Origin of the sequence: Fibrella aquatilis (genome assembly GCF_017353255.1) — a bacterium.
Classification (GTDB): domain Bacteria; phylum Bacteroidota; class Bacteroidia; order Cytophagales; family Spirosomataceae; genus Fibrella; species Fibrella aquatilis.
Genome location: NZ_JAFMYU010000019.1, coordinates 33,564 through 57,084 on the forward strand (window position 1 = coordinate 33,564; position 23,521 = coordinate 57,084).

General features: G+C 54.2%; 21 protein-coding genes. 9 read left to right on the forward strand and 12 right to left on the reverse strand.

Features of this window, described 5'->3' with window-relative positions; translation table 11 throughout:
- Positions 1–92: 92 nt before the first annotated feature.
- The 3 genes from J2I48_RS20270 (at position 93) to J2I48_RS20280 (ending at position 3,440) form a co-directional block, all read left to right on the forward strand.
- Entirely contained in the window at positions 93–1,634 is a 1,542-nt protein-coding gene (locus tag J2I48_RS20270) for a capsule assembly Wzi family protein (RefSeq protein ID WP_207337324.1), read from the forward strand.
- A 12-nt stretch (positions 1,635–1,646) separates the two neighbouring features.
- The gene (folK, locus tag J2I48_RS20275) at positions 1,647–2,141 is read left to right on the forward strand and encodes a 2-amino-4-hydroxy-6-hydroxymethyldihydropteridine diphosphokinase (RefSeq protein WP_207337325.1); all 495 of its coding nucleotides are present in this window, start codon (positions 1,647–1,649) and stop codon (positions 2,139–2,141) included.
- Between the two features lie 78 nt (positions 2,142–2,219).
- The gene (locus J2I48_RS20280) at positions 2,220–3,440 is read left to right on the forward strand and encodes a pyridoxal phosphate-dependent aminotransferase (RefSeq protein WP_207337326.1); all 1,221 of its coding nucleotides are present in this window, start codon (positions 2,220–2,222) and stop codon (positions 3,438–3,440) included.
- Positions 3,441–3,466: 26 nt separating this feature from the next.
- Here the strand turns inward: J2I48_RS20280 and J2I48_RS20285 are convergent, their stop codons facing one another.
- Together J2I48_RS20285 and J2I48_RS20290 are read right to left on the reverse strand one after the other, a co-directional pair.
- Complete coding sequence (locus J2I48_RS20285; RefSeq protein ID WP_207337327.1) at positions 3,467–3,916, reverse strand: ExbD/TolR family protein; 450 nt, start codon at positions 3,914–3,916, stop codon at positions 3,467–3,469.
- Positions 3,917–4,001: 85 nt separating this feature from the next.
- Positions 4,002–4,466 (reverse strand): hypothetical protein, encoded by a 465-nt coding sequence (locus J2I48_RS20290; RefSeq protein ID WP_207337328.1) that lies wholly within the window; start codon positions 4,464–4,466, stop codon positions 4,002–4,004.
- A 143-nt stretch (positions 4,467–4,609) separates the two neighbouring features.
- On the opposite strand from J2I48_RS20290, the gene J2I48_RS28565 reads away from it, so the two are divergent.
- Together J2I48_RS28565 and J2I48_RS20300 are read left to right on the forward strand one after the other, a co-directional pair.
- A complete protein-coding gene (locus tag J2I48_RS28565) occupies positions 4,610–6,142 on the forward strand; it encodes a S41 family peptidase (protein ID WP_207337329.1) in 1,533 nt (510 codons plus the stop codon).
- 57 nt (positions 6,143–6,199) lie between these two features.
- Positions 6,200–7,117 carry a DUF72 domain-containing protein gene (locus J2I48_RS20300; protein ID WP_207337330.1) on the forward strand — a complete coding sequence of 306 codons (918 nt, stop codon included), beginning with the start codon at positions 6,200–6,202 and terminating at the stop codon, positions 7,115–7,117.
- A 100-nt stretch (positions 7,118–7,217) separates the two neighbouring features.
- Here J2I48_RS20300 and J2I48_RS20305 read toward each other — a convergent pair whose 3' ends face one another.
- Positions 7,218–8,165 carry a DUF1444 domain-containing protein gene (locus J2I48_RS20305; protein WP_207337331.1) on the reverse strand — a complete coding sequence of 316 codons (948 nt, stop codon included), beginning with the start codon at positions 8,163–8,165 and terminating at the stop codon, positions 7,218–7,220.
- A 163-nt stretch (positions 8,166–8,328) separates the two neighbouring features.
- On the opposite strand from J2I48_RS20305, the gene J2I48_RS20310 reads away from it, so the two are divergent.
- Positions 8,329–9,207, forward strand: a complete 879-nt coding sequence (locus J2I48_RS20310) for an OmpA/MotB family protein (RefSeq protein WP_207337332.1) — start codon at positions 8,329–8,331, stop codon at positions 9,205–9,207.
- Positions 9,208–9,304: 97 nt separating this feature from the next.
- Here J2I48_RS20310 and J2I48_RS20315 read toward each other — a convergent pair whose 3' ends face one another.
- The 6 genes from J2I48_RS20315 to J2I48_RS20340 all read right to left on the reverse strand — a co-directional run bounded on the left by J2I48_RS20315 (position 9,305) and on the right by J2I48_RS20340 (position 16,871).
- Positions 9,305–10,264, reverse strand: coding sequence for a glycoside hydrolase family protein (locus J2I48_RS20315; protein ID WP_207337333.1), 960 nt, complete (start codon positions 10,262–10,264; stop codon positions 9,305–9,307).
- A 38-nt stretch (positions 10,265–10,302) separates the two neighbouring features.
- A complete protein-coding gene (gene asnB, locus J2I48_RS20320) occupies positions 10,303–12,177 on the reverse strand; it encodes an asparagine synthase (glutamine-hydrolyzing) (RefSeq protein WP_207337334.1) in 1,875 nt (624 codons plus the stop codon).
- A gap of 117 nt (positions 12,178–12,294) precedes the next feature.
- Positions 12,295–13,236: a glycosyltransferase family 2 protein gene (locus tag J2I48_RS20325; RefSeq protein WP_207337335.1), complete on the reverse strand. Its 942-nt coding sequence runs from the start codon at positions 13,234–13,236 to the stop codon at positions 12,295–12,297.
- Positions 13,233–14,738 (reverse strand): ArnT family glycosyltransferase, encoded by a 1,506-nt coding sequence (locus J2I48_RS20330; protein ID WP_207337336.1) that lies wholly within the window; start codon positions 14,736–14,738, stop codon positions 13,233–13,235. The genes J2I48_RS20325 and J2I48_RS20330 overlap by 4 nt, the downstream gene beginning before the upstream one ends.
- The gene (locus tag J2I48_RS20335; protein ID WP_207337337.1) at positions 14,735–15,703 is read right to left on the reverse strand and encodes a GDP-mannose 4,6-dehydratase; all 969 of its coding nucleotides are present in this window, start codon (positions 15,701–15,703) and stop codon (positions 14,735–14,737) included. Before J2I48_RS20335 ends, J2I48_RS20330 begins: the two co-directional genes overlap by 4 nt.
- 94 nt (positions 15,704–15,797) lie before the next feature.
- On the reverse strand, positions 15,798–16,871 hold the full coding sequence (locus J2I48_RS20340; protein ID WP_207337338.1) for an NAD-dependent epimerase/dehydratase family protein: 1,074 nt from the start codon (positions 16,869–16,871) through the stop codon (positions 15,798–15,800).
- Positions 16,872–16,887: 16 nt separating this feature from the next.
- Here J2I48_RS20340 and J2I48_RS20345 point away from each other — a divergent pair, with 16 nt between their 5' ends.
- Positions 16,888–17,040 carry a hypothetical protein gene (locus tag J2I48_RS20345; RefSeq protein ID WP_207337339.1) on the forward strand — a complete coding sequence of 51 codons (153 nt, stop codon included), beginning with the start codon at positions 16,888–16,890 and terminating at the stop codon, positions 17,038–17,040.
- Between the two features lies 1 nt (position 17,041).
- On the opposite strand, the gene J2I48_RS20350 is transcribed toward J2I48_RS20345, so the two are convergent.
- The 3 genes from J2I48_RS20350 to J2I48_RS20360 all read right to left on the reverse strand — a co-directional run bounded on the left by J2I48_RS20350 (position 17,042) and on the right by J2I48_RS20360 (position 20,536).
- Complete coding sequence (locus tag J2I48_RS20350) at positions 17,042–17,320, reverse strand: hypothetical protein (protein WP_207337340.1); 279 nt, start codon at positions 17,318–17,320, stop codon at positions 17,042–17,044.
- A 39-nt stretch (positions 17,321–17,359) separates the two neighbouring features.
- Positions 17,360–19,057 (reverse strand): hypothetical protein, encoded by a 1,698-nt coding sequence (locus J2I48_RS20355; protein WP_207337341.1) that lies wholly within the window; start codon positions 19,055–19,057, stop codon positions 17,360–17,362.
- 120 nt (positions 19,058–19,177) lie between these two features.
- Complete coding sequence (locus tag J2I48_RS20360) at positions 19,178–20,536, reverse strand: Gfo/Idh/MocA family protein (RefSeq protein ID WP_207337342.1); 1,359 nt, start codon at positions 20,534–20,536, stop codon at positions 19,178–19,180.
- A 232-nt stretch (positions 20,537–20,768) separates the two neighbouring features.
- Between J2I48_RS20360 and J2I48_RS20365 the strand changes: the two genes are divergently transcribed.
- Both J2I48_RS20365 and J2I48_RS20370 read left to right on the forward strand, forming a co-directional pair.
- Positions 20,769–22,844: a peptidoglycan-binding domain-containing protein gene (locus J2I48_RS20365; protein ID WP_207337343.1), complete on the forward strand. Its 2,076-nt coding sequence runs from the start codon at positions 20,769–20,771 to the stop codon at positions 22,842–22,844.
- Positions 22,845–22,984: 140 nt separating this feature from the next.
- On the forward strand, positions 22,985–23,506 hold the full coding sequence (locus tag J2I48_RS20370; RefSeq protein WP_207337344.1) for a thioredoxin family protein: 522 nt from the start codon (positions 22,985–22,987) through the stop codon (positions 23,504–23,506).
- Positions 23,507–23,521 lie beyond the last annotated feature (15 nt).

The window sequence follows — 23,521 nt, forward strand, 5'->3', positions numbered from 1 at the left end:
GATATTGAGGCAACGGACCGGCCGCGAGGGCAATGTCTAAAGCCGTACCTTCGTACGTATATAATGGGTACCGCCTCATTTATCATCCAACTATGCATCGTTGCTTATCGGCGTCTTTGGGTAGTGTTCTGACCTTATTGACCATTCCGGTTTTGGCTCAGACACAGCGCCTTACGCAAACCAATCTTGAAGTCGGCACAATCCTGGCCACCGACCAGACGCCGTTCTGGCTCCGGGCCAACCAATATGGTATTGTGCCCCTAAAAGGCCCCGTTCTGCGCCTGCAAGCCAATATCCGGTCAGATTACCGCCTGGCCGACAGTACCGGCTATCGACCCAAAGTAGATTGGGGGTATGCCGTTGATGGGGTTGTCAATGTGGGGGTAACCAACCAGTTTTTCCTTCCCGAAGCCCACATAAAAGGCCGTCTGGGTGCTTTTGAGCTATATGTGGGTCGTCGGCGCGAGATCGTGGGTTTGGTCGATACGCTACTCACCACGGGTGCCTACGCCTGGTCGGGCAATGCCCTGCCCATACCAAAAATCCAGATTGCCCTGCCCGTGTTTACGGCTGTGCCCTTCACCAAAGGCGTGATTTCGGTGATGGGGGCCTACAATCACGGCTGGTTCGAGAATAACGGGCGTATCGTGACTGATTCTTACCTGCATCAAAAATACGTCTACGGCCGACTAGGCAAACCCACCTGGCGGTTTCGGCTTTATGGTGGTTTCAATCATCAGGTGGTGTGGTCGGGTAAAGCACCGCCGGGTGTGCTCAGCCCCAACCTGTCAAACAACGGCGTGTTGCCCTCCGGTATCAAGTACTACCCCGCTGTAGTGTTTGGTACACGCGGGCAGGGTGACCGTAGCGACCCCAACGTAACCTCGTTTGAAGACAACCGCATCGGCAATCACCTCGGCTCGCTCGACGTGGCTGCCGATATTGATTTTTCCGGTTGGAATCTGCTGGCTTACCGACAGTTTGTATATGACGATGGCTCCCTGTTCTACGGCACCAACCTGGCCGACGGCTTGAATGGATTGCGTCTCAAAAGCCACCGTCAGCCCGCTGGCGAGGCCTTTTTTCTCCGTCAGATCACTGCCGAATTTCTATATACCGAAAGCCAGGGCGGCGATGCGTTTGTTGTTGACGACCCCGACCAGCGTGGGCGCGACAACTACTTCAACCAGGGGCAGTTCATCGATGGCTGGCAATACTTCCACCACACCATCGGCACCCCGTTTCTGACGCCGCAGGGTGAAGCCCGGCCATCGTTGCCCAACCCCATCGGCATTACTAACAATCGGGTGAGCGCGGTGCATGTGGGCATGGCCGGGCTGCTGTTTAATCGAATAGAAGTAACCTCGAAGCTCTCGTTCAGCCAGAACCTGGGTACCTATGGCAAGCCCTTCCCCACGCAGCCGAGGCAGTTTTCGGGGCTGATTACGGCGGCGTTGCCTACTACACTGTTTGGTGGCACGTTGCTAAATGGATCGCTGGGAGTTGACCTGGGCGGGCTGTTGCCTAGCAGCGTGGGTGTGTATCTGGGCTTGCGAAAAACGGGCTTGCTGTCTTCCAGAAGTGCTTCTGACCAACGTTCGTCTAATGTTAGCCCCCGTTATTTACAACGATAATGCCCTTCTGGCATGACTGCACCGTCGCAACTGCTTTACCTGCTTTTGGGGGCTAACCTCGGCGACCGAGCGCAGACGCTGGCGCAGGCACGAACGCAGCTGGCGCAGCAGGTAGGCACGCTCACGCAGGCATCGCCCCTTTACGAAACCGCCGCCTGGGGCCTTACCGACCAACCGGCTTACCTCAACCAGGTCCTGTTGCTGGAAACGGTGCTTTCTCCTGAGGCTGTACTGACCCAAACGCAGGCCATTGAACAGGCCCTGGGCCGGGTCCGGGCCGAGCGCTGGGGTGCCCGCGTAATCGATATCGACCTGCTTTTCTACAACGACCTGATCCTGAATACCCCCGCCCTCACCCTGCCGCACCCGTACCTGCATCTCCGCCGGTTCACGCTCCAGCCCCTTGCCGATGTGGCCCCCAACCTGACTCATCCCGTCTTGAAAATGCCCGTATGGCAACTGCTTGAGGTCTGCCAAGATGGGAGTGAGGTAATTAAATTCTCGTAACAACGGGGCGTAATCAATTGAAGTTCATTAATTTTGTGTAAGAATACTTGCCAAATTTTCAATAAAAAGACAAAAACTATGTCTGCCGCCGTAGCGAGTACCGCCACTCTTTTAGCCGACCGGATCAACGCGCTGGAAGAATCATCGACGTTGGGAATGACCAAAATGGCTCGTGAACTAGCCGCGCAGGGTCATAAAGTGATCAGCCTCAGCGTGGGCGAACCCGACTTTAAAACGCCCGCCCACATTTGCGAAGCTGCCAAAAAAGCTATCGACGACGGCTTCCACGGCTACAGCCCCGTGGCGGGTTACCCCGACCTGCGCAAAGCCATTGCCGACAAGTTCAGCCGTGACAATGGCCTGAACTGGAAAGCTGAAAACGTGGTGGTGTCAACCGGTGCCAAGCATTCGTTGGCCAACGTGTTGCAGGTGCTGGTAAACCCCGGCGATGAGGTCATTATTTTCTCGCCCTACTGGGTTAGCTATTCCGAGATGGTGAAGCTATCGGAAGGTGTGTCAGTGGTGCTCGACGGGGCGTTTGACAACGATTTCAAAGTCACGCCCGAACAGTTTGAAGCCGCCATCACCGACCGCACTAAAGTGGTTATGTTCGCCTCGCCCAACAACCCTACCGGCTCAGTCTATACCGAAGCCGAACTCCGGGCCATTGGCGCGGTAGTAGCCCGCCACGAGCAGGTCTACGTCCTGGCCGACGAGATTTACGAATACATCAATTTCACGCCCGAAGGTCATTTCAGCATGGGTTCCATGCCCGAAATCGCCGACCGTGTGATCACCGTCAACGGCGTGGCCAAAGGGTTTGCTATGACCGGCTGGCGCATTGGGTTCATTGGCGCGGCCAAATGGATTGCCGAAGGGGTCGAGAAATTGCAGGGTCAGGTAACGTCGGGTACAAACTCGATTGCCCAAAAAGCCACCGTAGCGGCCCTGAATGGCACCTTGGAGCCGACAAAAGAAATGGCCCAGGCCTACCAGCGTCGCCGCGATCTGGTGGTGAAATTGCTGAAAGAGATACCCGGTTTCAAAGTGAACGTGCCGCAGGGAGCTTTCTACGCCTTCCCCGACGTGAGCGCCCACTACGGCAAGTCAGACGGCACCACCACGATCCATAACTCCGACGATTTTGCCAATTGGCTGCTCAATACCCGATATGTAGCCACGGTGGCCGGTTCGGGTTTTGGCGCGCCCAACTGCATCCGTATCTCAACCGCCGCGTCTGACGAAGCCCTCGTCGAAGCCGTAGGCCGGATTCGGGAGGCTGTGGGTACGTTAAAGTGAATGTACATTGTACATTATTCATTCATCTACTTCACCAACGCCTTCTCCTCCTCCGTCAATTCACCGACCAGTGCGTATTTTTTGATCTTCAGCGCGGCCAGCACATCAAGCGTATTGACCATATTTTTGTAAGATGACGTGGGTAATGGCTTGATAATGAGCACGAGCGAATCGGTACCGAGGGTGGCTTCAGCCTGCTGCTTTACGCGTTTAATAGCCCCCGATAATGAGTCGGTTGGCACGGCTACGAGGGCTTTGGCGGCGTTGACAGTGTTGGGATCTACCCGGTCGAGCAGGTACGTCTTTTTATCACCCAAATACAGTGTCAATGTCTTGTGTACATCCACCTGCGTTTTGGGGCCTTTGGTGTCTGGCACGTTCAGCGTCATAGTCGACGGTTTGCTCAAAGCGGTGGCCACGACGAAAAAGGCAACAAACAAGCCAAGCAGGGCCAGAATAATCCAGATTATACGCATACTGTGGTCGAGTTTAGGTCAAAGTAAAGCCCTGCTAATGTAGCTAAATAGCTCACCAGCAGGGCTTTTTTACGTATAAACTCCGCTACGCCACTTGCAGCTCAAACAATTCTTCGGGAAGTTTGATTTTCTCCAGCAGCTTGTCTTCCAACAGGTTAGCCCACTCATTGAGGTACGCTACCACATCGTCGCGGCGGTTGTGTTTGAGAAAGCGAGCCTCCAGCGGAAACCGGCGCAATACTTCGCGGTCGTCCAGTTTTTCCAGGTGCTTCAGGTCTTCCAGCGACAAGCCCGCGCCAAGCATCTGGTTGATAATCACGTCGAACGGCAGTTGGCTGGTGTCGCAGTAGTCAGCTACCTGTTCGTTCCAGTCACCGTAGCGCTGCATCGCATACTGGTGAATCTGGTCTTTGGTCATCCGGGTCAGTTCCTGAGCCAGGTTACCACAGTTGCAACTCCCCATATGGCCCCACTGGTAGGGGGCGCCGTCGGCTACTTTGCGGGCCGTGCGACGGAGAGCGTCGATCAATTCCGGGGTTGGACGTGCCATCTTTCTAGTTATCTTTTGTGCCCTCACAACGTGTTGTTTGGCCTATTTGTTCGGCTACTAAATTAAGGAATCCGCCTGTCATATTTTGGGTTAGTTGTCTGGCAACCGGGGTGTACCTTTGGCCTATAACACCACCAATCTTCGTGACACGTTTCGTTATCCGCGGCATTTGTTACTGGCTTTTTGGGCTGCTACGGCTGCTCAATACGGAGGCTGCGGCACAACCGCTACTGACGCCACCGCCCAACCCACTCAACCATGTCTATTCGGTAGATCAACTGCGCAGCGATTTCGCACTTATCCGTCGGGCGCTTGAAGAAGCCCATCCCGGCTTGTACCGTTACCATCCCCGCGACAGCGTAAACCGCTGGTTCGATGCTGCCGCCGCCCGCATTGATCGGCCCATGACCGAGTTGCAATTTCGCCGGGCCATCGAACCCGCCGTTGACCACATTGGCTGCGGACATACCGACCTCTACGCTTCAAAAGCCTTTACCCGGTTTAGAAAGCGCAACCCGCTGAAGCCGTTTCCGGTAGACGCTATTGTGCTCAATAACAAGCTCTACGTACGCGAAAATCGCAGCACCGACACCACCATTCGGCGGGGTACCGAGATTACGAAGATCAATGGGCGGGCGGCGCAGGCGGTGCTGGAACGGATCTATAACTATATCTCGTCTGACGGCTACAATCAGACCTTTAAGCCGTTTGTGATTAATACGGGCAGTTTTGGTAGCTATTATACGCTGGCGTTCGGAGCCGATTCGGTGGCGCACGAGCTTACCCTTCGCGACTCGACCGGCAATACGCAGACGCTGAGCTTCCGCACCCGCCCCGACCGCATTAAACCCCGCCTCGACTCGCTCGATAAGCGCACCATTCCGGCTGGAAAGCCCAAACGTAAGCCCGCTACCGAAACCAAGCCCGACGAACTCCGGTCGTTTGTTTTTTCTGACCGCGACACCACCACGGCCATCATGACCATCACCTCGTTTTCGGGTGGGGGGCAGCGGGGATTTTTCAAGCAAAGTTTTCACACGCTGGCGCAACAGAAAGGCATCAAAAACCTCATTGTCGATGTCAGGGGCAACCTGGGGGGCAATTCGGGGGCGAGTATCAACCTGGTGTCGTACCTGGTGAATAAACCCTTTCAGGCCTATACGCAGGTGGATGCGCCCGTACGGCAGGTGTCGTTTAATGAGCACCTAGGCTGGAAATTCTGGCGCTTTTTCCTCCGTAACTTCTTCACCCGCCGCACCCCTGAAGGCACCTACCGCCGCACCGGCGAAACGGGTATCATTAAACCCGTTCGGCGCAACGGCTTCAGGGGGCGGGTGTTTGTTCTTATCAACGGCGGCACGTTTTCGGCGGCGGCCATCTTTGCCTCGCTTGCCAAACACAATGCCCCCGACCGCGTAACGGTGGTAGGTCGCGAAAGCGGCGGCGGCGAGTATGGCTGCAATGCGTTCACGTCGCCCTACCTGACCCTGCCCGAAACGGGTGTGCAACTGCGCCTGCCACTCTATAAAATCGTGCTGGCTATTCCGGGTCAGGACAAGGGCCACGGCGTCATGCCCGACGTGCCGGTGACCTATACGCTGCCCGCCGTAACGGCCGGGCAAGACCTTGACGTGGAGGCTGTTTACGGCCTGATCAGTGCAAAAGCAGGTAGGTAAAACAATGCCCACGGCTTTTGACTTATAGCAGCAAAGCACCCTGCTGCACACTTCATCATGGATTTTGGCAAAGTAATCAACCCCGGCGCTGTCACGTTCTCGTTGCCACCCGGCCACGCGTTCAACGCCCGCATCTGGACCGACGTGACGCCCAGCCGTCGGCCCGACGTTTACATTGGTGGGCCGGTTTGGGCCAATAAAGACTACGTCGGAAAAGTGTATCCGGCCACGGCCAAAGAGCGCGATTTTCTGCACCACTATGTCCGGCAATTCAATACCATTGAGTTGAACCTGACGCACTACCAGATCCCAACGGCGGGCATGATTGAAAAGTGGAAAACCGAAGCCGCCGGGGCGGGGCATTCGTTTCATTTTTGCCCGAAGTTTCCGCAGATCATCAGCCACGAGCGCCTGCTGGAAGGGGCCGAAAACCTTACTAATGAGTTTATCAACGCCATTTTTGGCTTGGAAGAGTTCTTGGGTATGTCGTTTTTGCAGTTGCCGCCCGTGTTTGCGCCGAACAAATGGCCCGTGCTGGAACGTTACCTCAGCCACCTGCCCGACGACCTCGACGTGGCCGTTGAGTTTCGCCACCCCGACTGGTTCAAGCCCCAAATCTGGAGCCAAACGCTGGAGAAATTACGCAACCTGCACCGCCACACGGTCATTACTGACGTGGCCGGGCGGCGCGACGTACTACACATGGGCCTCAGCAGCCCCGTGCTAACCCTCCGCTTCATTGCTAATGAGGGCCACCCCACCGACTACAGCCGGACCGACGAGTGGGTGCAACGCCTGAAAAAGTGGTTCGATAAGGGCCTGCAAACGGCCTATCTGTTTGTTCACGGCGGCGGCGACAACGACACCGCCCCAGAACTGATTCGCTATTGGGTGCGCCAACTTAATGAACACTGCGGCCTGAACCTCAGCGAACCCGTGTTGCAACCGCAGGTAGTGCAGGGAAGCTTATTTTAGTTATTGGTCATTCGCTACGCTGTCATTCGGTAGTCATTCATTGTCTTTACAACTAATGACCATTGAATGACAGCGTAGCGAATGACCAATGACTTATGACCTATTCCTCCAACAACGTACGCAGCTTGGCGGGGTAGGAGAGGTAGGCTTTGTTGCCTTCTACGCGGTACGGAAATAGCTGGTACTGACCTTCGTAATACCAATAATACCGGTCTGTGACGGTATAAATCTCGTCGGTGTAGAACGACTGCACCAGTTCGTGCGAGGCCCCGATGTAGTCGAAAACGGTGTCGGTTTCGATGGGGTGAACAAACGCCACACCCTTGGCCGGAATGCTCACCACAGCCCCGAATGAGCCAATGGCCTGTTCGATGTTCTGGCCTAGCTCAATGGCGTAGGCGGCGGCAAAGTCGTTGTGGAAGAGCGTAAAAAACGGCAGTCGTTCGGCGAGGAGGTAAGCGTTGACGTCGGTTTTTTCGCGGGCAATATTGGCCAACGCTACGTCAAAGAGTTGATCAATAGGTTTTTCCCACTCTTCGGCTTCATTGCTGCGCACATAGTGGAGGGCGTCCTGGAAATCGATGACCAGAAACGTGTAGGTGTCAGGGAAGTCCTGACGATACACACAGTCCTGCATGACTTCTTTGGCAAAACCCTTAGGTTTCACCTGCACCTTCAGCAAGGGGGCCGCAAACTCGAAATCTTTGTAGATATAGGTAATGGCCGCGCTGTTGATGGGCAAGATCTTCACGTGGTTGATCACGATGGCTTCCCACTCACTCACGTCGGCCGCTTTACATTTGCGTAGCAGGTTATCCAAGAAAAAGAGCGTGGCCCCGTTCTGTCCAGCAAACAGCACCGACAGGCTGCCATCGTCGTGAATGGCTTCTATGGTACCCTTTAGGCTCAGTTGTTCAATGGTTAACTGGAGCACACGGTTGTACTCCTCCGGCGTAATCAGCGAAGTCAGGTGGGCTGGTAAGGGGTACAGCGGGCTACTGATAGCGGCGCTTTCGGTTGGCTTTTTGCGCTTGAACAGTCCAAACATGGTGGTAACAAGATACGAATACTTCTAATTTTACAGTTGGTACATGAGAAGAAATGGCTCAAAAATTGTTTTGTGTTTAAGTTTGAATTCGTGGCACTGGTGCCAGGGTTAGTCTAAGGCAATGGCCTGTGAGTAGTGTTACAATAACTTTCCAATAAGTTACATGAAAAATGTATTGATTCTCTGCGCCGGACTGGCCCTGATGTCGTCCTGCGCTGCCAGCAAGAAACGGAAGCTAGATCTGATTAATCTTCAGGCAGCTCACGAAAAAACCGTTGCTGACCTCAACAACTGCGACAAAAAAACGGCTGAACTTCAGGCGACGATTAAAGGCAAAGACAGCGACCTGGCCACCCGTGCCAATCAAATGGCCGACCTCCAAAGCCAGATCGATTACCTGAAGAAGACCAACAACAACCTCCTCGACCGGATGTCTGACCTGTCGGTGGTGAGCAAGCAGGGTGCTGAGAGTATCAAGAAATCGTTGGAGACGCTCAACGAGCAAACCCGCTACGTCAACAACATCAACAGCTCGATCCGCAGCAAAGACTCGCTGAACCTGGCCCTAGTCATGAACCTCAAACGCTCCTTGGCCGACATAAACGATCAGGATGTGCAGGTGGAAGTGAAAAAAGGCGTGGTCTACGTGTCTATTTCAGACAAACTGCTGTTTAACTCAGGTAAGTTCGACGTAAACCCACAGGCCGAAGCCGTACTGGCCAAAGTGGCTAAAGTGGTGAATGACCACAGCGAACTCGATATTCTGGTAGAAGGCCACACCGACTCGGTGCCTTTCTCATCGACCAACCTGAAAGACAACTGGGACCTGAGCGTGCTCCGGGCTACGGCTGTATCGCGGGTACTGCAAAGCAAATTTGGTGTTAGCCCCGCCCGCCTCACCGCCGGTGGCCGTGGTGAGTTTGTGCCCAAAGAAGACAACGGCACGCCCGAAGGTCGCCGCGTAAACCGCCGCACCGAAATCATCCTGACTCCCAAACTGGATCAGTTCTTCAACCTGCTCTCATCAGGACAGGGGAAGTAAGGCAAGAGAATGTACAATGAATAATGTACAATGAACTGACGCAAACTATCTGTGCGTCAGCCCATTGTTCATTGTACATTATTCATTGTACATTCTCTTACCCTTCCACCGCCACGCCAAACCCCGACGCGCCGAAGCCGTTGCCGTTGTAGAGCATCGTCCAGCGGCCCTGATGGTTGAAAATGTGGCAGTAGTCCATCATTTGCGAGTCCCAGCCTTCGGTTGAGCGGGCAATGCCGGTTTGGTCGTCGGTGCGGGTCCAGGTGATGCCGTCAGCCGATTCGGCGCAGCCCATGCGGTAGCTGCGTTCAACGTCGGTGCGGTAGTTGGTGGCCGAGCGGTAAGAGAAATACATCCGGTAAGTGTCGCCATCTTTGAACACCGTAGGCCGACCAATGGCGTCGGTGAAGGCATCGTAGCCCACGCATACCTGCCCGGTGCGGTTCCAGTAAATACCGTCGGCCGATTCGGCGTACTTCACATCGTAGAAAGGCTCCGGGTGGCCGTTGATGACCTCAATCTTGGTGCATGACAAATACCACATCCGCCAACGCACGGTGCCGTCAGGCTGCGGTTCACGCATGACACAGGGTTGCGCCACCCACACTTGGTCGAAAATGTAACGGTCGAGTAGGGGGCCGGTAAATTTCCGCTCGAAGGTCAGGCCCCCATCGCGGCTGATGGCCAGGCCAATGCCGAGGCGATAGTGCGTGGTTTCGCTTTTGTTCCAGCCCGTGTAGTAGAGCCAGATTTCGTCCGTGCCATCTTCGGCAGGAACGCGCAAAAACCACGACGGCATGGCCCCCGTTTCGTCGAACATGCCCACCGCGCCGTGTGTGATGCAAGGATTGTCATGCACATACAGTATGCGGCTGAGGTCATGGGCATCCAGTTCCACAAACGACGTAGCCGATTGTACGTTGGCGTCGCGCGTGGCGAAATACACCCGCAGCCGGTCGTCGGCAACGGGAAACCCAAACGGCACCTGCGCGTGGGTTTGGCTAAACGGCAACGAGCCGTCGGGCTTATAAATGAGGCCGAGTTTGGTCCAGTTCATGATGAATTAATGTACAATGTATAATGAACAATGTACATTTAAATATATTGTCTATACCACTGCTGAAACACCATGAGTGTCCAGAGCAGTTTTCGGTTGTTTTGTTTGCCGTCGAAGTGGTCTTTCTTCAGTTTTGCCACAAAGGCAGTGTCGAAAAGGCCGTGCTGGTTGAGCGACGATTCGGAGAGCAACTCGTCGCAGAGGTCGCGCAGTTCGTGCCGTAGCCAGTGCGACAGCGGGATGCCAAAGCCTTTTTTGGGTCGGTCAATGATGTTCTCAGGCAGCTTGCCGCGCATCAGTTCCTTCAGGATGTACTTGCCCGTGAGGCCCTTGCGCTTAAATTTATCGGGCAGGGTATTAATAAATTCCACCAGCCGGTAGTCCAGAAAAGGCGCGCGTACCTCCAGCGAATTATACATGCTGGCCCGGTCCACTTTTGTCAGAATATCGTCCAGCAAATAGGTCTGGTAATAAATATACGACGTCTGGTCGAACGTGCTGGTGTTGGCAGGTAGCTCACGCAGGTGCCTGTCAATCAGCGACATACCTGTGGGGTCGGTCAGTTGCTCCCGCACGGCGCGGCTGAGCAGCACTTGCTTTTGGTTGGGCGAAAAACTACCCAGCCAGAGCGTATGCGTGTAGGCGGGGCTTTGCTCGAAGCCTTTTAAAAACTGCTTTACCTTAAAATCGAAGCTGATGTTGTTATCGCTCACGGGCAGCAGGTTAGCCGCCTGCCCCGCCATAGCCCGCACCGCCCGTGGCAACCGCGCGAAGTAAGGCCGGGCATAGTCAGACTGGAAGGTGGGATAGCCCGCCAGCAGTTCGTCTGAGCCGTCGCCGCCCAGCGCCACCGTTACCTGCCCCCGCGTAAACTGCGAGAGGAGGTAGGTAGGAATGATAGACGCATCGGCGAAGGGTTCGTCGAGTTTTTCGGTGATGGTTGGCAGCAGATCCAGCGAATCCTGGGCGGTCAGGATTTTCTCGTGGTGATCTGTGCCCAGGTGCTTGGCCACCTGCCGGGCATAATCGGCCTCGTCATACGACTTTTCGTTGAACCCAATCGAGAACGTTTTCAGCGGAACGGTGCTATTTTTTTGGGCGTAATAGGCTATAGCTGAGCTATCTAGCCCACCGCTCAGAAAAATACCCAGCGGCACGTCGGCAATGAGGCGGGCGGCGGTGGCATCGTTCAGCAGCGTGTCAAACTGCTCTTTGGCGTCGTTGAAACTGATGTCCTGGTGATTGAATTGCACCGTCCAGAACGGCTTGTTTTCGGTGATTTCGCCCCGTTCGAACGTCAGGTAATGGCCCGGTTCCAGCTTACGAATGCCCTTGAAAATGCTAAATGGCGTGGGCACGTATTCAAACGTGAGGTAAGCGTTGAGGGCATCCAGGTCCAGTTCTTTCGATATCAGCGGGTGTTGCAGCAGGGCCTTTGGTTCAGAACCGTAGATCAGTGTTTGGCCCACCACAGCGTAGTAAAGGGGTTTTTTGCCCATCCGGTCGCGTGCCAGTAACGTCCGTTGCCGCTCGAAATCGTGGATGGCAAAGGCAAACATGCCGTTGATCTTGTCGAACAGCCCGATGCCGTGTTCCTGATACAGGTACAGCAGTACCTCGGTGTCTGATGTAGTGCGGAAATGGTAACGGCCTGTTTTGGCCAGTTCGGCCTTTAGTGGCAGGTAGTTATAAATTTCACCGTTGAAGACCATCCCTACCCGGCGATCTTCGGTATAAAACGGCTGATTGGCCCCGGAGCTAAGGTCGATGATGCTGAGCCGGGCATGACCCAGCCCCACGCCGGGCGTGTGGTCACCGCCCTGAAAGTCGGGGCCTCGGTGCTGCAATTTTTTAATCATGCGCAGCAGGTCAGCCTCACTACCGCGCCCCGTAAACCCTGCTATTCCACACATAAGGCTAAGAGTAGATATGAGAGACAAGAGGTGAGAGACAAGAGATAAGATCTATAGTCAGTTTTGCCGAAGCGATTTACTTCTTGTCTCTGGCTTCTCACTTCTTGCCTCTTCCTGCTACAAGTTCATCGTTTCTTTTACACTGTAGGGCATTTTATGCTGCGATTCGTAGTAGGTGCGCATCAAAATTTCAGCCATAACTCCCATGAGTATCAGTTGAATACCCACCACAAAAAACATCGACGCAATGGTGGGTAGTGGTGTTTCGACCAGGTCTTTCTGACCGGTCAGCTTGAAATAGGCGGCCAAAATCGTAGCCACAAACGTGACTAATAACGCCAGAATGCCTGCCCCACCGAAGAAGTGAATAGGCCGCTGCATGTACTTTTCCAGAAACTTGATCAGCACCAGGTCCAGCAGCACTTTGTAGGTGCGGAAGATGCCGTAATTGCTTTTGCCAAACTGCCGGGGCTGGTAATTAACGGGCATTTCGGTAACTGTTCCGCCCTGCCAGGCGCAATAAACCGGAATGAACCGGTGCATTTGGCCATAGAGCGACACGTTTTTGATCACATCGCGGCGGTAGGCTTTCAGTGTACAGCCGTAGTCGTGCAGATGAACGCCCGAAATGCTGCTGATGAGGTTGTTGGCCATCCGCGAGGGCAACTTGCGCGTGAGTTGCTCATTGGCCCAGCGGTTTTGCCGCCAGCCGCTCACCACGTCATACCCCTCGTCGAGCTTACCCAGCAGCTTCGGAATATCGTTCGGGTCGTTTTCCAAATCGCTGTCGATCAGCACGATAACATCACCGGAAGCATATTGAATACCGGCGTTGATGGCAGCGGTTTGGCCAAAATTGCGCCGGAAATTAATGGCTTTTACGCGGGGATCAACAGCGCAGATTTTCTTAAGCTGCGCGTACGAATCGTCTTTCGAGCCGTCGTTGATAGCAATGATTTCGTAGTCATACTGCCCTACGGCGTTGGCAAGGGCATCGAACAGGATGGGTATACTTTTCGACTCGTTGTAGATGGGTAAAACAACGGAGAGGTAGGTCATGACAAGAGGTTGTGAGACTGTTGTGGGCGCAGCCAATTCATCAGAAAAGAAAACGAAGATACGGCCCCCAACACTAAAAACGGGTAGAAAGGTACCAGATAACGGGTTTCGGGATGCCGTAGGGCTATGGCAAACACCACCACGGCATACCCTACCATCAGGGGCGGCACCAGCCCCAGGCCATTGGCAGTAGACCTTCTCTGCAAGCCAGCAATAAGCAATAGGGTCAGCCCAACCAGGCCCGGCAGTAGCACAAGCACCCAGTGGTAGGCCCGCAGCAGCCAACGTGGCCAAACGGCCTGAATCATGTCGTCGAGGAATTGGTAGCCTCGTGTGCCGTTCAGGAAATCAAACGTATAGCGGCTCAGCGCAATGCCATAGTACACATTTGGTTTCTCGGCCTTCACTGATGCAGTGTAGGCCACCAACTGTCGACGAATATCAGCGTGAATGGCGCGGCGTTTTACTGAATCGGAGGCGGGGAGCAGGTCCATGTCCAGAAACGTTTGCCGCATCACCCGCATCGAATCTTCATTGAACCGGCTGGTATAAACATAGTTAGGTGGCGGACCAAGCGTTTCGGGCACGTACCAGCGTACGGGCGGCAGGAAATTGTCATTGCCCCAACCCGAAAACCAGCGGATCCCCGCGTTCGGAAACCAGAATGAATAATCTTCGCCGTAGGTCTCGCAAAACGCAATCATGGGAAAGTAGTTGGTGGGCCAATAGCTTTCGGGATACCACGCGCTTTTCAGCAGCGGAATCACGGCATGGTAGGCCTTGTAGTTCCGCACCATCCAGGCGGCATCGGCCACCAGAAAAGGTAGCAGCATAAGGATGCTACGAACGACCAATTGTCTGAACGACAGATTTCTACGAAGCCACTGAACGCCGAAAACAAGCGCCGGAATAGCCAGTGTACCCGCGTGGGCGGGCTTCAGAAACACCGAAAAAGCCAGCCAGACCCCCGCGCCCAGCAGCCAGCCCCATTGGCGGGGTGTAGCCTCGAAACGGAGCCATGCGTACAGAAAAAAGATTGATGAAGCCGCCGCCAGACTTTCAGTCAGGATGTAGGTGTCGAACACGCTGACAAACGTGCTGAAGAGATAAATGAAATAGGCCCAATAAAACGCCCTGCGGTCCTTAAACAGCCGTTGCGCCACCAAACCCAGCACATAAACGGAAAATGCTGAGACAATTAACTGACTCAGGATCATGGCATTGCAGGCATGGGGGGCACTCATAAATAGCCGAAACGCCAGATACACCGCCGAGTAGCCCGGCATTCGGTAGTCGGTGTTGAACCCCTGATGCGCCAGCAACGACTCAATTGGCGCGAGGTAGGTCATCATGTCGCCGTTGCTTTGGCCCCAAAAGCCATCCATGTTGTGGTAATAGGCACGGCTCAGATACCAGGCAAAAAACGTCCCCTTAACCACCAGTGCCAGCAACAACCAGCCAGCCGGGTGTCGAATGGGTTTGGACGTACTTAGTCGGTTCATAGCGACTTGGCTTCGTGCCAGGCGATGAACCGGCGGAGTCCTTCGCGCAACGAAACAGAAGGGTGGTATTGCAGCAGGCGGGTAGCCTTGGCCACGTCGGCGTAGGTGCGCTCTACGTCGCCGGGTTGTTTGGGCAGGTAGGCAATATTGGGTGTTTTGCCCATCAGGTCATACAGCGTGTCGACCAGCGTTTGCAGGCTTACAGGACTGCTGTTGCCCAGGTTGATGATCTCGTAAGTGTTGGGGTGCGCGGCCACGTAGTCATGCGCGGCCAAAATGCCTGTCACAATGTCGCCCACGTAGGTGTAGTCGCGGGAGGTGTCGCCGGTGCCGTACATGGTTACGGGCTGATCGGCGGCAATCATCCGCACAAACTTGTTGATAGCTAGGTCGGGCCGCTGCCGTTCGCCGAAGACGGTGAAAAAGCGCAGGTTCACCACGCTCATCTGGTAAAGGTGGTGGTAATTGTAGGTCAGCAATTCACCCGACCGTTTCGTAAACGCATAAGGCGAAATAGGCTGCTCAACGGCATCGTTTTCGCTGAATGGCACCTTCGGATTGTTGCCGTAAACCGATGACGATGAGGCAAATACCAATTTGCCCACGCCCCGTTGGTGCATCCAGGAGAGCAGGTTGTTGGTGCCTACGATGTTGGTTTGCACGTAGGCGTCGGGTGCTTCAATAGACGGCCGTACGCCCGCCTTAGCCGCCATGTGAATCACCGAATCAACGGAACCCTCTACCTGCGCCTGCCAGTCAATCCCCTGAATATCAGCCTCGATAAACTGAAACTGCGAATGAGTCGATACGTTCGATAGGTTTTCTTCCTTCAGTGTTCGAGCATAAAACGGATCGAAGTTGTCGATGCCAATGACGCGGTAGCCGCGCTGAAGAAGTCCTTCGGTGAGGTGGCTGCCAATAAACCCCGCGCAGCCTGTAACCAATACAGTGGAAGCCGTATGCATCTTGGTTGCAATTCAAGGTTCAATGTCTAAAGTCTAAAGTTGGCGGACCGGTCCGCCAACTTTAGACTTTAGACATTGAACCTTGAACTCTTTTTTAGTGCGCTGCCGCTAAGCGGGCAACCATGCTGTCGTGAATCTGGGCCAGCGTCTGTTTCAGATCGTAGGTCCAGTTCCAGTCGGGGTAGTGGTCTTTGAACTTCGTTAGGTCAGAAATGTACCAGATATGGTCACCAATGCGGTTAGTTTCTGAGTAGGTGTAGTTCATTTTGTTGCCCGAAATTTCTTCGCAAAGAGCAATGCCTTCCAGCATCGAACAGTTGGCGTAGCGGCCACCACCGGCGTTATACACTTCGCCTTCGCGGGGGTTCTGGTAGTAGTGCCAGAACATATTCACAAGGTCATAGCTGTGTATATTGTCACGCACCTGCTTGCCTTTGTAGCCAAACACCGTGTACTGATTGCCCGTGATGGCGCACTTCATGAGGTAGCTCAGGAACCCGTGCAACTGTGCTCCCGAATGGTTTGGCCCCGTAAGACAGCCACCGCGAAACACGCCCGTTTTCATGCCAAAATACCGGCCATATTCCTGCACCAGTACGTCGGCGGCCACTTTCGAGGCGCCAAACAGCGAGTGCTTGGTATGGTCGATGCTCATGTGCTCATCAATACCATTCTCGAAATAGGGGTGGTTTTTGTCAATTTCCCAGCGCGTTTCGGTCTCGATCAGCGGTAAGTAATTAGGGTTATCACCATACACTTTGTTGGTGCTTGTGAAGATGAAAACGGCCTCGGGGCAGTGCTGCCGGGTCATTTCCAGCATGTTCAGCGTACCGTTGGCGTTGACGGTGAAATCGGTGAACGGCTCGCGGGCGGCCCAGTCGTGCGAGGGTTGGGCGGCGGCGTGGATGATGAGCTTGATGTCGGCACCAAACTCCTTGAAAATAGGCTCCAGCTGGCTTACTTCCCGAATGTCGGCAGGGCGGTGGGCGTAGTTCGAATAGGCTTCCTCCAGGCGGTTGCGGTTCCATTCGGTCGAACCGTCGGCTCCGAAAAAGTACTGCCGCATGTTGTTGTCAATGCCAACAACGAGATCGAACTTTTCTGAAAAAAAGGCAACTGATTCGCTGCCGATCAAACCGGCTGAACCTGTAACGAGTGCAACTTTCATAGCGTAACTATATTGTATGGCAGATTATCTATTCAAAAAATCCAAATTCATCAAGCCGATGAAAGGGCAAAGTAACGCAAAAAAGTTATATCGGCTGGCACCACTTGCTAACAAACAAAAAAGCGATGCAGGTTGCATCGCTTTGAGTATCAGTGGTGTCAAAGCCTGATCTAAGCGCCTTCACCAATGGTGCCACTGCCGAAGAGCTTCTCCCGAATTTTCTGAACCTTCTGGTCCAATTCGGGGCGGGGCGTATACTTGTAGTTGGCTTGCACGGCAGCTGAATCTTTACCAGTGCCATAAACTTCTGGATCGCCCGCTTTATAGCCAGCGCGGTAATCATTACGCCGGAAATCTTCCTGACGGATGGTGTTATTCTTCTGGTAGTCGCATGAGGCCAATGAGAGACCGGCCAGCACGAACAAACCCATGTAAGCGACGCGTTTCATAGCTGGTTGCTTGGAGAGTCAATTTTGGTGCAAAGGTAGTTAGAAACTGATTACCTGTCCTGTTTGGTAACGCACTTTCTCCCCACCACGCCACACCCCAACCTCCACCGCATAGACCGACGAGCGCAAGTAGTTTCGCAAAATCGGGATGGCCGTATAGGGCGAGGTGGTGTATTGCTGCCGACGTAACGCCGTTAGGGGCGAATAGGTTGTGGCTTTGGTGGGAAAGATATGCACCGCCCCGGTTTTGGTTCGTAGCAGGACAAATACGGCATCGGGCGGGGCACTGCCTGCACCGGGCTGCTGCGGCACAGTTACCGAGACAAAGCTAGCCGTCTGCTGAACGACCACCTCGGTTTTGCCTACTACCGGGGCCGTGCGGAGGGCATCATAGCCAGGGTTTTCGTACTGAAAAATGCCCCGTTTCATGCCATTCTCAAACAATGTATCAATAGCCACGCGGTAGTTGAGGTAGATAGGCGACGAGGGCAAGGCCCGGTTGTAGCGCCAACCATGAAGATCGGCCAGCAACGTTTGCCGAAAGAGCGTGAAGTCGTTCCACGACTGAAAATACGTATTCAGGCAAAAAAACAGGCTGCACCCAACCATGCCCCATCCCGCCAGCCGGTTAGACAGCGTTTTTTTGTTTAATCGGCTCAAAATCAGCAGATAAAGCAGTATGAGCCAGAGCAGGTAAAGTACCCTATAGCGCGAAATAAATGCGGCGTTGACACCCTCCAGTGCCCGTCCGGCGGCGAAGAGGGTGAACGTGCCCAGCAGAAAAAGCAGCCCTCCATACAGAAATAAATCCTGCCCACTAGGTAGTTGTCGGTTAGTGAAATAAGCCCGGATACTGCCCCACATGGCACTTCCCCACAGCCAGATTGCCACCAGTCCACAGCCTATGGTCAGTACCACGCGCCCCGACAGCCCGGCATGAGGCAGCACGTCGGCCCACAGGCCCTGCATGGCCAGCCATAACTGAATAATGACAAGCGGGTGCTTCAGGTTATCGGCCAGCGACGGTCGGTAGGGGGGCACCTCCAGCCCATGCATATACAGGCCCACCATGCCGCCTACAACCAGCAGCCAAATGGCCAGCCGTTGCCAGCGGTGCTGCCCAATAAGCAGCACCGCCCCCACCGGCAATAGCAAAATGCCCGTAACGTCGGAAAGCACCGAGACAGCCGTGGCGAGCAGGGCAAGCCAGAAAAAAAACCTGGTATTGCGCGATAGCCACCAGATGGCCAGCATCCCCCATACATACACCCCAATGTGCTGCAAGGGGATCATAGACCAGAAAACGGCGTCGTAGTACTGTATATTGAACAGCACAAACGGGATGGGCACGGCCCAGAGCCACGGCAGCTGGCTTCTGTGGAACCAGGCCATAAACACCGCCAGCACCACCAGCAGCACCAGCGAACCAATCAGGGTCTGAGTACGGAAGCTGAGCTGACCGGTGAACAGATACTGCATGTGCGCCACAAACCGGTCGGTGATAATGCGCCGTTCGTCGTCCTGGGTAGCGTAGACTTTCCAGATTTTCGCCAGTGAATTAGGCCCGTGGCTAAGGGCCATTACTGGCTCGAAAAGGGCATCGTAGTCGTCCTGGAAGGGTACGTTAACGGCCTGTTGCCAGACAATAGCATAAAAAACAAGCACCGGGGCCAGACCCGCTAAAAGCAAGAGCCAGGCACTGGTGCGGGGTATTGGTAAACGAGTAGGCGGGGTCATGGGGGCAAAAATACAGTTGGTGGTTTGTAGTTTGTGGTTTGTAGTTGCTTCGCACTAGACACTGAGCGTGCGAAGCAACTACAAACCACAAACTACAAACCACCAACTCTGCCCTCACCCTTACACCGTCACCGTCTTGCCGGGTACGGCTACGGGATAGAAGCCGTCGGCGTTGGGTAGGATTTTGGGTTTGGCATCCCAGGCAAGCTGATCGGGGAAGAGGCTGATCTGCGAATTGATGGCATCGTCCCATTTGATAAGGTTGCCCGAGTAGGTAGCCATCCGCCCCAAAATAGACGTCATGGTGCTTTTGGCCCCGTTTTCGGCATCAGCGAATTTGTACTGCCCTTTGGCAATAGCCTCAAAAAGTTCGTTGTGTTCTACCTGGTAGGGATCAATGTCTGTTTTAGCACTCCCGTGGGCGTATATCGGCTGGCCTTTATAGCCTTTCAATATCGTCTTGTTGCCATTGAACGAGTCGATACGGCCTTTTGTGCCCAAAAACTGCTCATCTACTTTGCTGTAGGTGCCTTCGTAGTGGCGGCATTGGCTATTGATCGTCGTGCCATCGGCGTAGACAAAATCGACGGTGTGGTGGTCGAATATTTCGCCGTATTCTTTACCAGTGCGTACCTGCCGCCCACCCGTGCCCTGCGCTGAAACAGGATAACCGCGTTTCACCCAGTTAGCCACATCGATGTTGTGGACGTGCTGTTCAGTAATATGGTCGCCGCAGAGCCAGTTGAAGTAATACCAGTTGCGCAACTGGTACTCCATTTCGGTCTGATCTGGTTTGCGCGGATTTACCCACACCCCCCCGCTGATCCAATAGACACTGCCCCCGACGATGTCGCCAATGGCACCATCATGAATCCGTTTGATGGCTTCGCGGTAGTTGCTTTGATAATGCCGTTGTAGGCCTACTACTACGTTTAGCTTCTTTTTTTTGGCTTCTTCTGCCGCCGCCAGCACCCGCCGAATACCCGGCGCATCGGTAGCTACGGGCTTTTCCATGAAAATATGCTTGCTCTGTTTGACGGCCTCTTCAAAATGACTGGGTCGGAAACCCGGTGGCGTAGCCAGAATAACGACGTCAGCGAGCGCAATAGCTTGCTTGTAAGCATCCAGGCCCACAAATTGGCGCTCTTTCGGTAGGTCTATTTTCTGAGCCGCATCCTGCCTGCTTGTCAGTGTTTTATAGGCAATGTCGACTCGGTCCTGAAACGCATCGGCAATGGCCACAATTTTGATGTTCTGCTTGGTGTTGAGCGCCTGCATGGCGGCACCCCTTCCCCGGCCGCCGCAGCCAATGAGAGCTACCTTGATCGTATCGTCGACCGATGAGTGGGCACCAAAGCGCGGTGCTGCCGAAAGGCCAAGCGGGAGTTGAGCCAGTAACGCACTACCCGTAAGCAGCCCCGACGTTTTTAAAAACTGACGGCGATCAGCCGCTAACTCGTTGATTTCCTTGGTAGTCATCTGGGTACCTGTGTTTATTATGGTTCAGAGCAAAAAAAGAAACAGGTGTAACGGGTTTACCCATCAGCAGGTAAGCTTTATCCAGTAGTAACCGTTAACAATCTATTGATATACTGGACTATATAGGAAATTATTGAATACTATTTTGCAAATTTTTTTCATCTGCAGAAGAAACTTATTGAATGGCCTTTTGTCTAATTTGCGGTGTGTGTAGTTAACCCCATAAATATTTATGAAAAAGTCCTACCTATTGCTGCTAAGCGGCATGTTATTCGGCGGTGTTGCCTTAGCTCAGGCTCCGTCTGAACTGCCCCCCAATGCGTTGCCGGGCAAGTGTTATGCGAAGTGTCTGAAGCCAGTACGTTTCATCACTAACAAAGAGCAGGTACTGGTGAAGGAAGCGGGCAAGCGCCTGGAAGCCATTCAGGCTCAGTACGAAACCGAAACCGCACAGGTGACGGTGAAGGATGCCGGTAAGCGCCTGGAGGTAGTACCCGGTCAGTACAAAACGGTGCAGGAGCAACTCGTTAGCCGTGCCGCCGGTACCCGTGTAGAGGTAGTACCTGCTCAATACAAGACCGTACAGGAGCAGGTGTTGCTCCGTGACGCGTCGAAGCGCCAGGTAATCGTTCCTGGTGAATACAAAACCGTAACTGAACAAGTACTGGTAAAAGAAGGTAGTAAGCGGCTGGAGGTGATCCCCGCAGTATACAAAACCGAAACCGAGCGGTACGTGGCTAAAGAAGCCAGCAAGCGCTATGAAGTGGTAGAACCAACGTACAAAACGGTGGCTGAACAGTACGTGTCGAAAGACGCCGGCAAGCGGATGGAAATTATCCCCGGCAGCTATAAAGCGTCCACGGAGCGCGTGGTAGCCAAAGATGCCAGCAAACGCTATGAAGTGATCCCGGCTGAATATAAGACGGTTACAGAGCGTTTTCTGGTAAAAGAAGCCATCACACAATATACCCCGCTGGAAGGCAAGTATAAGGCGCTGACGGAGCAGGTGCTGGTAAAAGAGGCCACCAAGCGCATCGAGATCATCCCGGCCGAATACAAAACCATGACCACGCAAGTATTGGTGAAAGAAGCCAGCAAGCGCCTGATTACGGTACCGCCCGTCTATGAAACCGTAACTGAGCGCGTGAAAGTGCGTGATGCCTACACCAAATACGAGAAAGGTAAAGCTGATCCCAACTGTCTCTCGGCTAATCCCGACGATTGCCGGATTCTGTGTCTGGTAGAAGTGCCTGCTCAGTACGAAACCGTAAAGAAAGAGGTACTGAAAGTGCCTGCTTCCGTACGTGAAGAGGTTATCCCGGCCCAATATACGGCTATGACCAAGCAGACCCTGGTGCGGCCCGCCACCGTGCGTGAGTTCGACATTCCGGCTCAGTACACCACCGTAACCAAGCAGGTGTTTGTGGGCGATGCCTCGGTTGATCCCGCCACGGGCGTAAGCCGCATGACCCGCCCCAGCACGTCGGCAGCAGAATACGCCACGATCACCAAGCAGGTGTTGGTTCGCCCAAGTGAAGTAAAGGAGATTGCTATTCCGGCCGTATACGAGACCATCAAGAAAGAGGTTGTAGCCCGTCAGGCCGAAGTGAAGGAGTACGACATCCCCGCCGAATACGCCAGCGTGAAACGTCAGGTAGTAGCCACGCCCGGCTCGGTACGTGAAATCGAGATTCCGGCTGTATACGCTACGCGCTCAAAAACGTCGCTGGTGTCGCCTGCCGAAGTGAAAGAGATCGACATTCCGGCCGTGTATGCCACGCACACCCGTCAGGAGTTGGTACGCGCTCCATCTATTCAGGAGGAAGAAATTCCAGCCGTGTACGCCACCCGCACCCGTCAGGTAGTGGCCAGCCCTGCCAGCACACGTGAGGTAGAGATACCTGCACAGTACGCGTCGATCAGCAAGCAGGTAGTGGCCGAAGCACCCGCCACCCGCGAGATCGAGATTCCGGCTGAATATAAGGCTGTTACGCGTACGGTAGTGAAAACGCCTGCTTCAACCAGCGAAATCGAGATCCCGGCTCAATACGGCACGGTAACAACGACCACCGTTGAGGCGCAGGTAGTTGGTGAGTGGGTTGAGGTAGTTTGCGACAGCAAAATGACCAGAGCCACCATCATTGCCATCCAGAATGCGTTGAAGGCCAAAGGCTATAACCCCGGCCCCCTCGACGACGTGATCGGACCCAAAACGCGCGCCGCTCTGCTAAAATACCAGCATGACAATAAGCTGCCCGAAGGCAACATGAATGTTGAAACCATGCGCTCACTAGGCGTACAGTATTAACCAAGACCAACGCCAACCAAACGCTACACACTGGCTGGTGTAAAACGGTTTGCGCAAGTGAACCGGGGTAACCAAAAAACGGGGCTAACCATGTTGGCCTCGTTTTTTGGTATATTACCCGTACCATTCTACTACAACCTATGATTCGCCTCGCTTATTTGCTTTTCCTGCTGGTTGGTTTGCTACCAACGACTACCTCTGCCCAAACAGGTCAGCCCGAAGCTGATTCGGTAGAGACAGCCCCCGCCGACAGCGTTTTAATAGCCGAACCCGTGGCCCTGCCGCCCGCCGTATTATTTCAAACCGGCACGTTTGACGACATGCTGAAGCAGGCCAAAAAAGAGAATAAGCTGATCCTGCTCGATTTTTGGGCTACCTGGTGCGCACCCTGCCACCGCCTCGACCGCGAAACCTTCACCGACGTACCCCTGGGCGACTACGTAAACAGCAAGTTTGTGCCCTACCGCGTCAATATCGATGATTTTTCGGGTATGGACCTGGTCGAAAAATATAAGGTGGAGGCCTACCCAACCATGCTGGTGGTCGATGCCAGCGGAGCCGAAGTGCGCCGACTTACGGGCTTTTTCCTGCCCACCTACCTCCAGCGCGAACTCATCGCCAGCGAAACCGCCCGGCCCACAAAAGCCCGGAAGAAGAAGTAGTCATCGGTCAATGAC

What these genes read in the sequence shown, in the direction of transcription:
- J2I48_RS20270 (WP_207337324.1), top strand. Translation starts at nt 93, where the DNA reads ATGCATCGTTGCTTATCGGCGTCTTTGGGTAGTGTTCTGACCTTATTG.
- folK (WP_207337325.1), top strand. Translation starts at nt 1,647, where the DNA reads ATGACTGCACCGTCGCAACTGCTTTACCTGCTTTTGGGGGCTAACCTC.
- J2I48_RS20280 (WP_207337326.1), top strand. Translation starts at nt 2,220, where the DNA reads ATGTCTGCCGCCGTAGCGAGTACCGCCACTCTTTTAGCCGACCGGATC.
- J2I48_RS20285 (WP_207337327.1), bottom strand. Translation starts at nt 3,916, where the DNA reads ATGCGTATAATCTGGATTATTCTGGCCCTGCTTGGCTTGTTTGTTGCC.
- J2I48_RS20290 (WP_207337328.1), bottom strand. Translation starts at nt 4,466, where the DNA reads ATGGCACGTCCAACCCCGGAATTGATCGACGCTCTCCGTCGCACGGCC.
- J2I48_RS20300 (WP_207337330.1), top strand. Translation starts at nt 6,200, where the DNA reads ATGGATTTTGGCAAAGTAATCAACCCCGGCGCTGTCACGTTCTCGTTG.
- J2I48_RS20305 (WP_207337331.1), bottom strand. Translation starts at nt 8,165, where the DNA reads ATGTTTGGACTGTTCAAGCGCAAAAAGCCAACCGAAAGCGCCGCTATC.
- J2I48_RS20310 (WP_207337332.1), top strand. Translation starts at nt 8,329, where the DNA reads ATGAAAAATGTATTGATTCTCTGCGCCGGACTGGCCCTGATGTCGTCC.
- J2I48_RS20315 (WP_207337333.1), bottom strand. Translation starts at nt 10,264, where the DNA reads ATGAACTGGACCAAACTCGGCCTCATTTATAAGCCCGACGGCTCGTTG.
- asnB (WP_207337334.1), bottom strand. Translation starts at nt 12,177, where the DNA reads ATGTGTGGAATAGCAGGGTTTACGGGGCGCGGTAGTGAGGCTGACCTG.
- J2I48_RS20325 (WP_207337335.1), bottom strand. Translation starts at nt 13,236, where the DNA reads ATGACCTACCTCTCCGTTGTTTTACCCATCTACAACGAGTCGAAAAGT.
- J2I48_RS20330 (WP_207337336.1), bottom strand. Translation starts at nt 14,738, where the DNA reads ATGAACCGACTAAGTACGTCCAAACCCATTCGACACCCGGCTGGCTGG.
- J2I48_RS20335 (WP_207337337.1), bottom strand. Translation starts at nt 15,703, where the DNA reads ATGCATACGGCTTCCACTGTATTGGTTACAGGCTGCGCGGGGTTTATT.
- J2I48_RS20340 (WP_207337338.1), bottom strand. Translation starts at nt 16,871, where the DNA reads ATGAAAGTTGCACTCGTTACAGGTTCAGCCGGTTTGATCGGCAGCGAA.
- J2I48_RS20345 (WP_207337339.1), top strand. Translation starts at nt 16,888, where the DNA reads ATGGCAGATTATCTATTCAAAAAATCCAAATTCATCAAGCCGATGAAA.
- J2I48_RS20350 (WP_207337340.1), bottom strand. Translation starts at nt 17,320, where the DNA reads ATGAAACGCGTCGCTTACATGGGTTTGTTCGTGCTGGCCGGTCTCTCA.
- J2I48_RS20355 (WP_207337341.1), bottom strand. Translation starts at nt 19,057, where the DNA reads ATGACCCCGCCTACTCGTTTACCAATACCCCGCACCAGTGCCTGGCTC.
- J2I48_RS20360 (WP_207337342.1), bottom strand. Translation starts at nt 20,536, where the DNA reads ATGACTACCAAGGAAATCAACGAGTTAGCGGCTGATCGCCGTCAGTTT.
- J2I48_RS20365 (WP_207337343.1), top strand. Translation starts at nt 20,769, where the DNA reads ATGAAAAAGTCCTACCTATTGCTGCTAAGCGGCATGTTATTCGGCGGT.
- J2I48_RS20370 (WP_207337344.1), top strand. Translation starts at nt 22,985, where the DNA reads ATGATTCGCCTCGCTTATTTGCTTTTCCTGCTGGTTGGTTTGCTACCA.